General features: G+C 44.9%; 4 protein-coding genes. 1 reads left to right on the forward strand and 3 read right to left on the reverse strand.

The genetic code is table 11. The features are described from left to right. Window position 1: 1 nt before the first annotated feature. On the reverse strand, window positions 2-1525 hold the full coding sequence (gene gpmI / locus BDI_RS13275) for a 2,3-bisphosphoglycerate-independent phosphoglycerate mutase (protein WP_011966935.1): 1524 nt from the start codon (window positions 1523-1525) through the stop codon (window positions 2-4). Between the two features lie 106 nt (window positions 1526-1631). Between gpmI and BDI_RS13280 the strand changes: the two genes are divergently transcribed. Beyond that, on the forward strand, window positions 1632-2330 hold the full coding sequence (locus BDI_RS13280; RefSeq protein WP_008780647.1) for a M48 family metallopeptidase: 699 nt from the start codon (window positions 1632-1634) through the stop codon (window positions 2328-2330). A gap of 38 nt (window positions 2331-2368) precedes the next feature. Here BDI_RS13280 and BDI_RS13285 read toward each other — a convergent pair whose 3' ends face one another. Next, complete coding sequence (locus tag BDI_RS13285; protein ID WP_011966936.1) at window positions 2369-5083, reverse strand: TonB-dependent receptor; 2715 nt, start codon at window positions 5081-5083, stop codon at window positions 2369-2371. Between the two features lie 100 nt (window positions 5084-5183). Beyond that, window positions 5184-12602, reverse strand: a complete 7419-nt coding sequence (sprA, locus tag BDI_RS13290) for a cell surface protein SprA (RefSeq protein WP_005861051.1) — start codon at window positions 12600-12602, stop codon at window positions 5184-5186. Between the last annotated feature and the right edge of the window lie 22 nt (window positions 12603-12624).

Consider the following 12624-nt stretch of genomic DNA (forward strand, 5'->3'; position numbering starts at 1 on the left):
CTTATTTAATCAATGACTTACCAGTCATCTCCTTCGGCTGTTTCAAGCCCAAGATATGAAGGATTGAAGGAGCCACATCGGCCAAGATACCATCCTCTACTTTAGCGTCCTTGTTGGCTGTCACATAAACGAATGGAACAGGGTTCAAGGAATGAGCCGTATTCGGAGTGCCATCCTCGTTCAAGGCGTGATCCGCATTACCATGGTCAGCAATGATGATTACCTCATAGTCGTTGGCTTTAGCGGCCTCAACCGTATCGTGCAAGCAAGCGTCGATCGTTACAACCGCTTTCTCGATCGCTTTGTAGATCCCCGTATGGCCTACCATATCACCGTTGGCGTAGTTCACTACGATGAAATCGAATTTCTTCGTATTGATAGCATCCACCAATTTATCTTTCACCTCGAAAGCGCTCATTTCCGGTTTTAAGTCGTAAGTAGCCACTTTAGGAGAAGGGACCAAGATACGCTCCTCGCTATCGAACGGAGTCTCACGGCCACCGTTGAAGAAGAAAGTCACGTGAGCGTATTTCTCTGTCTCGGCGATATGCAACTGAGTCTTACCTACGTTTGCCAAGAACTCACCCAGCGTATTATTTACGTTCTCTTTGTCGAACAAGATATGAACACCCTTGAAGCTAGCGTCATACGGAGTCATACAGAAATATTGCAAGCCAGGGATCGTATGCATACCGGCCTCCGGCATATCTTGCTGAGTCAATACAACCGTAAGCTCTTTCGCACGGTCGTTACGGTAGTTGAAGAAGATCACGACATCGCCTTCCTCGATAACAGCAACCGGCTTTCCGTTCTCAACGTGAACGATCGGCTTGATGAACTCGTCCGTCACACCCTCGGCGTACGACTCTTCCATCGCTTTTACCATGCACTCGGCTTGCTTGCCCTTGCCTTCGACCAATAAGTCGTAAGCCTCTTTCACACGTTCCCAACGTTTGTCACGGTCCATAGCGTAATAACGTCCGATGATAGAAGCGATCTTACCGCCGGTAGTCTTCAGATGATTCTCCAACTCCTCGATAAAACCTTTACCACTCTTCGGGTCCGTATCACGACCATCCATGAAGCAATGAACATAAGCCTTGCTGATTCCGTATTCCTTGGCGATATCCGTCAACTTCAAAAGATGCTCCAAAGAGCTATGTACACCACCATCGGAAACCAAGCCCATGAAGTGGATCTGCTTATTATTCTCTTTCGCATAGCTATAAGCACGTTTGATCTCCGGGTTCTCCATGATCGTATTCTCGCGGCAAGCGATGTTGATCTTCACCAAATCTTGGTAAACGATACGGCCAGCACCGATGTTCAAGTGGCCCACCTCAGAGTTACCCATTTGTCCGTCAGGCAAACCAACGTTCTCGCCAGAAGCCTGTAACTGTGAGGCTGGATAAGTTTTCAATAACTCGTCCCAATATGGAGTCGGCGTGTTAAAGATCACGTCGTCTTTACCTTTGTCACCAATTCCCCAACCATCACAGATAATTAAAAGTGCTTTTTTGCTCATGATTGCTAATTTATTATATTGATTATGTTTTTAACCTTTACGATCGCGAAGATAATCAATTCCATCGTATTATTGTTTCTCTCAATGTATTACTTTTGTGGCAGGAATGGAAAAGAATATACAAGACAAGGATTTGGGAGTCATAACGCTCCGTACCACTCCCCGGGCCACTCGATACACGCTCAAGATATCAAAAGGAAAAATAACCGCCACGATGCCACCCGGGGGAGACGAGAAACGTATGATCGCTTTTATCATGGAGAACAAGGCCCGGCTGGTAAAAGCGCTCCAGAAGCATCCGGCCCGGCCCCTGCTCGACGAAAGATCGGAGTTACAGGCTACGACATTCCGCTTGCATATCTTCCGCACCGAGCGAAGTAATTTCTACATGAGATTGGAGGATGGGGTACTGCATATCGCTTGTCCGAATGAGACTCGTTTCGAGGAGGAAGAGGTGCAATCCTTATTGAAATCCATGCTGGAGAAGGCGCTCCGCCACGAGGCGAAACGGTTGTTGCCGGAACGTATCACGCTATTGGCTAGGCAACATGGATTTATGTTGACCGGGGTGAAAATCAATAATAGCAAAACGCATTGGGGAAGTTGTACAATGAAGAAGAGCATTAACCTCTCGCAATCATTAATGCTTCTTCCTTGGCATTTGGTGGATTATGTATTATTGCATGAGCTTTGCCATACGATAGAGATGAACCATAGCGAAAGATTCTGGAAACTAATGGATAAGGTGACGAACAATCAAGCGATTCGTTTACGAAGCGAATTGAAAAACTATCACATGTTGTAGAGACGGAGCGTGCTCCGTCTCTACAACTAGGTAATTTGTTAGAAATTGGCTCCTACTTGCAGAATGAAAGTCCGGGGTGCGCCGACATCCATCGGGCGGGCGCTATAGCGCTTGTTTAAGAGGTTGTTCACCAGTCCTTGTACATGGATATTCTTCGTCACTTTCATCCCGACACGCATATCCATGACGAAATATCCTTTATTGTTCTCTGCCCAATAATCATGTAAGTTTCCGAATAGCATCGAGCGCATATAATCCATCAGGTTAAGCTCCGCTTTCGTACGCTCATCAACCATAAAATAATCGACCGCCAATGTCTTGCTTTTCCATGACATATTCGTTCCGATATTAAACTGTTTCCATTCCAGATCAAATACCCCCTTTACGGAATGTTTCTGGCGATATTTTAAATACTTGCTGTCATTCGATTTCGAACGCATCGCCATTAAGTCATCATTCGCTTCCTCCTCCGCGTTCCGTGAATCCACGTCCATATCGATCGGATTCGTATAAACATACCCCAAAGTATATGCCAGACGAGTATCACGGTTAAACTCATACACACCCGAGGTAGACAAGTCTACCCCATAAATCTCCGCCCGGCCTACGTTCGTGAACTGAGCGCCGATTCCTAAGCCGTCGCCGCTAGAGAACGCATTGAACAACTTGGAAAGCCCATCGATATAATCGAAGGTCTTATTATTAAACAGGCCGAAACGGAACTCGATCATATCCTTGTAACGGGTATAAAAGCCGGCCACATCGATAAAGCCCTTCAAATTGCCGAACTTATAGCCTTGCTTGAAACCAAGTTCGGCATTATAACCTTGCTCCGCTTTCAATTCAGCGTTCGGGAAAGCTCCCACACCTCCGATATCCTTCAGGATAAACTTCTCCGTAACGGATGGATAACGGTATCCCTGTCCGAAAGATGCCCGGATAAAACTATACTCACCCAATTCATAATTCAAGCCTCCACGGAAAACAGGTTTTACCGGAACCTTCGCCCCGAAAATCTTCGTCTCCGCTTCCCGGTAGAAATCATCGACCCGGTAATACTCCAGACGAACACCGACCGAGACGTTCAAACGATCGATAAACTTATGATCATATTGCAGGAAGGTAGCCACATTATCGCTACTATGCTGCCCGGTCACTTTCGAATCCGCATGAATACGCTCATAAGTACCTCCAACCGTGAGTTGTGAATGTTCGAACTTCTTGCTGAATTGGTAATCCAGATTATAGGAATAGGTATGATCCGTAGCCTCCGGCGCTTTTTTCTCCATCGGTTTCATGGCATCTACCAACCAAGCCCCTACGTTATTCTTATCGGGTAGCGGAGTACGTCCCATCACCCAAGAAATCAAGTCCATATAATCCGCCGAGGTAGCTGTCGGGAAAAAATGATTTCCCAGCTTGCCCAATTCAGCCATCAATCCGCTCACCTTCCCGTTCATCACCTCCGGTAAATACGGTAAGAAGGTCGGCAACAACTCAGTTTGCCAGTTTTGCGCTATATTGATAATCTCCGGGACGGATGAGATATCAAAACCCATATTATTCGTTATGTCAAAAAGAGACTTATCCGTAGTATGCGTGATGATACGGCTTCCCCGATGGAAGAAACGCCCCTTGAAACGATGAGTCGTCCCTTTTTCCGAATTCGTATAATTCAAGAAGGGATCTATATAAAATGTATTCTCACGGCGTCCCATATTCGCCAGCGGAGATTGAATATAGGGCTCCTCCGGAGAACGCCAGATAAAGAAACCGGTATAATCGTTATACAAATAATTCACGTTCACGCCATAGTTCAACCCTTGTACCCGGGGATCGTGATACGTAAGATTCCCACCGACCCGGACACGGCGGTTGTAATTATCCTGCCGATACCCGTCGTCCAAGAATGTATTAGCCCCCACTGTCAAATCAAAATTCTTGATCCTACGGGAATGAGAGAGATCCAAGCCTCCATATAAAGGCGTCCCGTCTTGGCGTGGCTTTCCATACAGACCTCCTTGTACGTTCACCTGTGTTACCGGATCCAATCCGGGGCGTTTCGTTTTCACGTGAATCAAACCATTCAAGGCAGAAGAGCCATATAATACGGAAGAGGCCCCTTTCAGTACCTCTACTTGATCGACGTTCTCCATCGGGATCATATTCCAGTTTATCTCGCCGGAACCCGGAGTTAGCACCGACATTCCGTCCACCAGAATCAAGCAACGGCTACCCACGCCATAGGTCCATCCCGTACCACCGCGTACGGAAGGTTGCCGGTCCGTCACGTCCACACCGGAGATATTCTTCAATACGTCCGTTAAATCTTTCGGAGACTGACGAGTGATATCTTTCGCTTTCAGTAATTCCATAGAGACGGTAATATCGCTTAGCTTTTGCTCATAACGCCCGACGCTCACGACGACCTCGTCCATCATGTTTGAGTTTGTTCGCAAGGATACGTCATGCGTCAAGAACTCTCCCGGATCTACTTTCACGGGAACGCTCAACGTTTCATATCCCAGATAGCTAAAAGTCAATACAGCGTCGCCATCCGTCACTTTCAGCTCATAATAACCGTTTATATCAGACACAGTTCCTCTCGTACCCCCTTTGTCCTTATAAAAAACGTTTACCCCGGCTAAAGCTTCCTTGCTCTCCGCATCCTTAATATACCCTTTCACGTCTTGGCCGAAAGAGGCATGGGTTATCAAGAGAAGAAATAATATCAATTTGTAAGTATTCTTCATATCCAAATTATATTTCGCACAAATATAAAGGTTTATTCCATACCGCTAGACAGGTATTTAAAAACAGACCAAGAAGTCCTGTAAATAGACTATACTCTTTTTATTGCGCTAAGGAGAACCGTAAACTAATACCATAGTTCGAGTTCGATGTCGGGTAAGAAGATGTGGACACGATCGGCTCATTGATCTGTAAATCATAGAACGCTCTCAATGTCAAGGCACGACTTAACCCGTAATCCGCGGAGAACTGGATGGTCTTGGCGATATTCCCGCTGGTAGCCTGCGTAAACTGATCCTCAATCTTACGGATCAACGATTGCATTTTACGGTAAGAGAAATCTAAGCGGATCGTAAGATCATTACTGAAGTCGCGTGTCTTTTTCATTTTCAACACCTTGTTAAACTCAGTCAACTTATATCCTACTCCTATCACGAATTCGTTGGAAAGCGCTTCCACCAATTGGTAAGAGGAAATATTCAAGCTTAAGTTACGAGTCTTGCGCAACTCAAATTTACCTGTTATATTATTCAATAAAGTAGCGTCCACACCAAACAACGGGCTGAATCCTTCCGTGATACTCACGGCCGCTATATCATAAGGAGACGACGGCGTAGGATTACCTGTCTGGATATCGCGGATATATCCCAAACCATCCTGCCCGGCATCTACCCAATCCAAGAAGGAGGAAAACGCACCTACGCTATAGGAACAACGATATTGATGACTTAACATCATACTCTTAAAGTATTTGCGGATAACCGGTATACGGATCAAGCCATCATACGTAACACGCCAGTTCGGTAGCAGGCTCTTAACAGACGGGAAGGCTGACAAGCCTACCTTATTCGGGTCCTTACCCGTATAAGCCGCCAAGAAAGCAGGTACCAATACCTCCATGGAATTCAGGCTTACGCCTCCCCCTACGGCTGGATCATAAGGTTTTCCCGCTAAAGCATGCCCCGCCATAAAACCGGAGCTCGGATAAACCGTACCGGAATAGGTATCCATCAAACGCTGGGCGATCACGCTACGATGAGCGATAAATTTATCGAACGCTTTCGAGGAATAACCGTTATTAGCGTTTCCGCTGCCGCCGAAAGCGCTCCCCAAGGCAATCGTAGTCATCGTGAAGCTACCTCCCATCTGCTCGGGCATACCGTCTTGCATATAATAGATATCGGTACTACGGGTATCTACCCGGTTTGCGTTCAAATCAATCTTCAAGCCGGCTATAGGTTCTAGATTCGCACGAATCGTAAGATTCTTCGCGCTATTGATCATGGCGGGAGTCGTCATATTCTCATTCTTTACCAGCCAGCCCCGCTCGTCCGCCTCGTCGATAAAGCTCCTTCTTACCGCTCCAAAAGCAAAACCGAGTCCCGGAGCCAAAGTTCCTGTACGCCGTTGTCCGAACATATCGCCAACCTCCGGAGCGTAACCACTCAACATCATACCGTCTATCAACGAATATTGTATGTTTACCCGACGTACCATCATCAAGAAACGGCTACTATACTCAGCGACTTTCGTCAAGGTTCCTTCCAAAGGCTGAGGACCGGGCACGATTGTCAGCTTCAAACGGGCCGTATCCTTATTCAAGATCATGACTTGGGCGTAATTGATCGGCTTGTATTTAATTGAATAGACCTTCCCGTCCGCTCCACGTGCCGTGATACGAACCTTCTTCGTAAACATTCCATGCTGCACGATCGTTCCACTATCCGGGCTCAATTGGATCTCTTTCTCTAGTTTCACCTCTTTCTTCTTTTTCTCCGGTTGACGAGCGCTTACCCGGGAAGAGGCCATAAATTTCTGGTTGATCTTCTTCAGATATTTATTCTTATTGTACAATGACTGCAAATTGAAACTACCCTGCCAGTCAAATTGACGTTGGTTCTTTATTATATTACCCTGTTCCAACTCAATACTAGCGACATTGGCTCCACGATCCCAGTTGTACGTGGCATTATAAGTCAATGAACTATTTACCCAGTCTAATGCCGGTATGAATTGCAATGGCATATTCCAAGTGACATTAAACGTTTGGTCATATTTCAAAGGAGTACCCAAATCACGGATACTTTGCTTCACGGAATCCTTCCATACCTGATAATCATCCGGATTCAATTTCTTATTCACTTGAACATTCGGTTCCTCGATGCGGGCATTCGTACCGGAAGTAAACGTCATGCTCAGATTATTCGTAAAGTCCCAACGCAAACTGAAGGCACGGTCCCACAAGAAATTGTGACTGAATGAGAGCAACTGGTTACCTCCATCCGTAGAACTTGTCAAATCCCTTAGCTTAATCTCATAGTAATTCCGCATCATCGCCGTCTGGAAACTAATATTCGACGGGACGTAATTCAGTCCGAATTGCTTGATATATTTTGTATATCCATTATTCTTCTTCAGCTTCTCGAAGGGTCGGAACGGTTTCACGTAAGGCGTATAATTATAAGCGAAATTACCCCGGTAATCCTTGGTTGTCTCATATTCGGTCTCCGGATTCTTCTTACTGTTCTGGCTATAAGAGTAACCTAACGAGAAGTTAGCCGGATCATACGGCATCGGATTCTTACTACGGATATCCACCTTTACGTTATTGAAAGAGACGCTCTTAATCGTGGTCTGGTCCAAAGAATAACTCTTGATAGAGTCTTTCTCGGCTTGGGTCTCTACCGCATCCAAAGCGTCCGAAAGCTTAATATCCTCATTCAACGGATCATACTCAGGAGTTGTAGTCTCTTTCGAATAAGCATAGTAAAAAGGTATGCTAACCTTTGCTTTCTCAGGGAACAACTTACCCAACTCAATCGAGGTCGCCACACTATATTGCGAATAATCATCCATCCGACGTTCGGCCAGCGACTGATCCAACGCACCAAAGCCGGCGGTTTCCATTCGTCCACTTACATTGACCGTACCCAAATCGGATAAAGCGACGTTCAGATTCGCATTAGCGGCCCAACCACCTTTCTCATCGAAATCGGTCATACGAAGTTCGTTTACCCAGACCTCACCGCTCTTGATATCACCCGTATTATTACGTACGCCGATCATGATCACTTTCACCTCCGCTAAGCTAGGGTTACCGATGATACTGATTTTATTACGCGTATTATCCGGATCATTTTTCGAATAAACCTTTTGGTAGCTTATATTTCCCTGTCCTTGACGTTTCAATTTATTTCGCTCCAACTTCAAGTCGGTCAGCGTCTCCAATTTAAAATTCAAGGTATTATTTAAAGGCCATACTTTTTCTTGATCCGCGCTATTGTTCGTATTATAAAGAATAGTACTATGGGGAGTCAGATCCAAAGGTACCTCATACTCATAATAATTATTCTTATAGTCAGAACCTAAACGAATAAATACAGAGAAATCACCATTCGACAAAGTCTTGCTCTCATCAATCGGCGCTTCCGCATGAGCGAACATTTGTAATCGTTTATACCGGCGAAGGTCATAAGCGGTAGATTTATAAACCGCACGTGCATCCGCAGGAGATAAATCCGTTATCTTCATAGACAATGCCTGCTCGTTCTGTTGAAGCAACTGAGGCTGGCTGGAATCGAACATACGGCTAATACCCGGAGGCAACACATAGTTGACCGGCTGACGCTGCCCGTTCTCCTCTATATTCACAGAAGATACGACTATCTGTCCATCAGACTTTGGCGGAACAAGAGGATTTGACAAATCCTGCGTATAAGTACGCCAATCACCACGGACCAGTTCCAAGGTACCAAAACGCAGAACCGTAGACTTACGGAATCCTGTCATATACATACGCATGAAACGGACAGTCTTGAAATCCCGGATCGCTCCAACCCTCTTCTCATAATCTTTAATAGGAATCTTAAATAGATACCATTTTACTTTCTCCTTATCACCATTCATCAAGGTTACTTCCGGAGTACGCTCATCGACGATGTTATTTACACCGACCTGCAAATCTTTTGGACGGAGAGAGATCTTGTACTCAAAATATTTCTCTGTCTCATTCAACGTATTATCGCCATTGATATCTTCCACATCCGGTGTACTCTTTCCGGCTGTAGCATATCTTTGATCGGATTCTTGTGAGTTTCCCTCTGTACCGTTATATCGTTTATAGCGAGATAAAATATCCAACTCCTTAGCATCGTAATCATCCCCACGGAAATAATGATAATTATCCCCGGCAGGATCGTTAAAAGGAGAAAATGGATCATCCATCATCTTAGAGATGGTCTCACCGGATAGTTTCGCCCTCAATTTATTCAAATAATCCGCATACGTAGGGAAAGTCTGCTCTTCCTCCGTAGAAAGACCGTTCAAACCGACATCTTGCAACTCACGATTTTGGGCATCAAACGCATATCCCGTACTTTGCGTGCGAGGAACCTTACCCCAAACAGTCGTATCAACTTTCGACATATCACCGTCCACAGGCATGCCATTCTCAAAGAATTTCCGCTCATCTTTCAAAATATCCTCGGAAATCTCACCCAAGTTAAAGTATAGGTCACCACCTTCGGCTGTCTCGTCCTCAAGATACGGGTCTAAAAGCCAGAATTCGATATATTCATAATTGGCAGATTCCAAATCGCTAGGCTCGATCTTACGCATTACACCGCCCCAACGTTTTTCCGGATTACCCAACGTACCGTCCGAGTTTACATTTTCCGCATCTAGGTTATACGGACCACGCTCATTCGGGTAAAAAGCGAGGTTTAATACAGGCAAAGTCGTATTATCATTGGTTCCCAACTCTTTATTCGGGAAGATCTCTTTATAACTGACTCCACGGGTGTAATGATTCGATAAATCATCATTCGTAAGATGTCGAGGGCGGGAAGAGGAACTCTTACGTGTGAAGATTCCGTCTACCGTATACCAAGCCAACAAAGCTCTGTTTTTACCATAAGCGATATCGTTCACCTTCTCCGCTTCCGGAAATTTAGGATTCGAATCTTCATAGGGGGTACTCGCCAAGTTCCAAGCATACGGGTTCAAAAGATCCATACCACTTTGTGTAGACTCGAAGTCATCCAAATAAGAGTAACCACCCGTATATTGATTCTCATAATGTCCCGCTATTAAATGAGCGAATTCCGCATTGAATGAGATTTGGCTAGGTTTGGTCAATGTCAACAAGGGTAACTTATCAAATACGTTTGTCAACCACTGGCTCTCTGCTTTATAAGAGGTATTCAAGCCCCATAAAGTATTCTTTATAGACTCATCTCCCAAAGTGGTTTTTACCGTAAGAGGCATTTCCGACATATGCATAACCGTGGCACCGACCATGAAGTCCTTATTGAACTGGTAATTCAAGTCTAACCCGATCATCGTCTTTCGCTGCATATTAAAAGTAGACTGGTTCTCCAGAGATACGCTAACGGGTGTTCCACTAGATATGATGCTCTCATTCAAGATCGTCACACGTCCTAAACTGTAATCTACCGTATAATCCACATTCTCTGTCAGTGTAGCTCCTCCTGCCGTGACACGTACAGACCCACGGGCCACGTTAGTAGCTCCCAAGTCGATCTCCGAACCCGACGAGGCTTTATACTCACCACTTAAAAGGAATTTATTTTTCTCGGCGATCTGGCGAGCAACAGTTAATGTCGAGTCATACAACTCTTGGAATACATATTTACTGGCATAGGCATTACCTACCTTTTCCCGTAATTTCGAGCCGAAAGGTTGTACACAAGGGAATATAATCTTACCGGTCTCCGCCTGTATCGTATAACCGTCAATAAAATCGAAGAAGCCATCCGGATTCGGATTGTCATAGGTATCCAAGCGATCCAGCCCTAATACCCGAATCAAGATTTGATTCGCACAATTACCTTCCGGAAGATAGTTTACATACGTACCGGTAGAATCGCTCTGGTAGGTAACGTTCAACTTAAACTTCTCTTTCTGCACCGAATAAGCACCCAATGAGTATACGTTCTTCATCATCAAGTCCCAGAACATCATATCAGGCGACATCGTGATGCCCTTTAGCAACTTCACATAAATACAGTCACTCGTATTCTCTTTATTATCCGTAGAGAACTCACCGACTTGATAGGTCTTGCCATTATAGATAAAACTAAAAGCGACACCCAATACCTCATCAGCCTGTAACTGAGTCCTCAAAGAAATATAACCCAATTTCTTGTTTAATGTATACTCAGACGACTCTAGCAAACGGGCACTCTCGATTTTCTCAAAATCCCGTCCTCCCTCCATGGCACCTTTCAAAGCATCATTCACCATATTAATCTTACGGGCACCCGTAAATTGAGTGGTTAAAGTCGTATATAAATTGTTTGCGGAATTATTCGGACGCCTATCCGTTCCGGAAGGCATTACCAAGGCTGTATTACCGATATTACGAGATTCATTTTCTCCCAAATCAGTGAAAGCTACGATATTGCGGGACTGGTCATAATTACCTCGTTTATTGGTCACCCACACTTCTATCTTAGAGATCTCGATACCGGAGGTGACGGTAGGCAAAGACTCCATAAACTTATCGTAGTTATCATAGAAATAATGGCCCAAGAAGAAGTGACGGTTCTCGTCGTATTCATCCACCTTGATCTCGAAGGGCTTCGTCTGCACGCCCCCTTTTGAGCTAACCGTCTTGGATTCAGATTCCTGCTGGGCAAACAAGGCGTTCACTCGCAACTTACCAAATTGTAAATCCGCTTTCATACCAAATAAAGCCGCACCTCCATTAATCAAGGAGTTGCTGGTATTCATGCTCACGTTACCGGCTTCCAACGATTTGATAATCTCATCCTCCTCGCCCGTATACGCCAACTTCAATTTCTTGGAATCGAAATCAAAAGAGGTCTCGGTATTGTAATTCATTCCGAAATTCACCTTGCTACCCACCGAGGCTTGTACATTTAACTGCACACTCTCGTCAAAATTGAAGAAAGTACGTTTACGGGAACGCTCCGGAAGAGAAGGATCATTATTCTTATTCGTCTTCAATCCCATCGTGATCTCGGCCGAACCTTGTGTTCTTACACGTACTCCACCGGGGCCGAAAATACGTTCCGCCGCACCGATATTAAACTGCATATCGGTTAAGTTAAACTGTTTATTCGTAGCTTTTTGGAATTCTTCCTCGTTCTTTTGGCGGAAATAGGAACGAAGTGATTGTTGCATAGAATAATCTTGGTATTCCGCTGGGGTTAAACTCATCGGCGTACCAATCTCCATATCGCCTAATTTCGTACGGACAATATACGTATTCGTCTTTAAATCATACTCAATCGTAGTCTTGACATTCTCCGGATCACGCAAATCGGCAGGTGATTGTTTCACGATATCTTGATATTCCTCCGGTGTAGTTTTAGCTACCGGATAACGGGGAGGAATCGTATCCTCCGGAGCTTCCAGCAACTCCAATTCCGGCAAAGATGATGTATACGCAAGGTAATCAGCATTCAGCGAATACAAGCCGACACCAAACAATAATACAACGATCCATATGGAATATTTCAGTATTCGTTTTCTCATTTTCTCATTTAATTGTCAATTG

Source organism: Parabacteroides distasonis ATCC 8503, from assembly GCF_000012845.1.
Lineage (GTDB): Bacteria > Bacteroidota > Bacteroidia > Bacteroidales > Tannerellaceae > Parabacteroides > Parabacteroides distasonis.

What these genes read in the sequence shown, in the direction of transcription:
- gpmI (WP_011966935.1), bottom strand. Translation starts at nt 1,525, where the DNA reads ATGAGCAAAAAAGCACTTTTAATTATCTGTGATGGTTGGGGAATTGGT.
- sprA (WP_005861051.1), bottom strand. Translation starts at nt 12,602, where the DNA reads ATGAGAAAACGAATACTGAAATATTCCATATGGATCGTTGTATTATTG.
- BDI_RS13285 (WP_011966936.1), bottom strand. Translation starts at nt 5,083, where the DNA reads ATGAAGAATACTTACAAATTGATATTATTTCTTCTCTTGATAACCCAT.
- BDI_RS13280 (WP_008780647.1), top strand. Translation starts at nt 1,632, where the DNA reads ATGGAAAAGAATATACAAGACAAGGATTTGGGAGTCATAACGCTCCGT.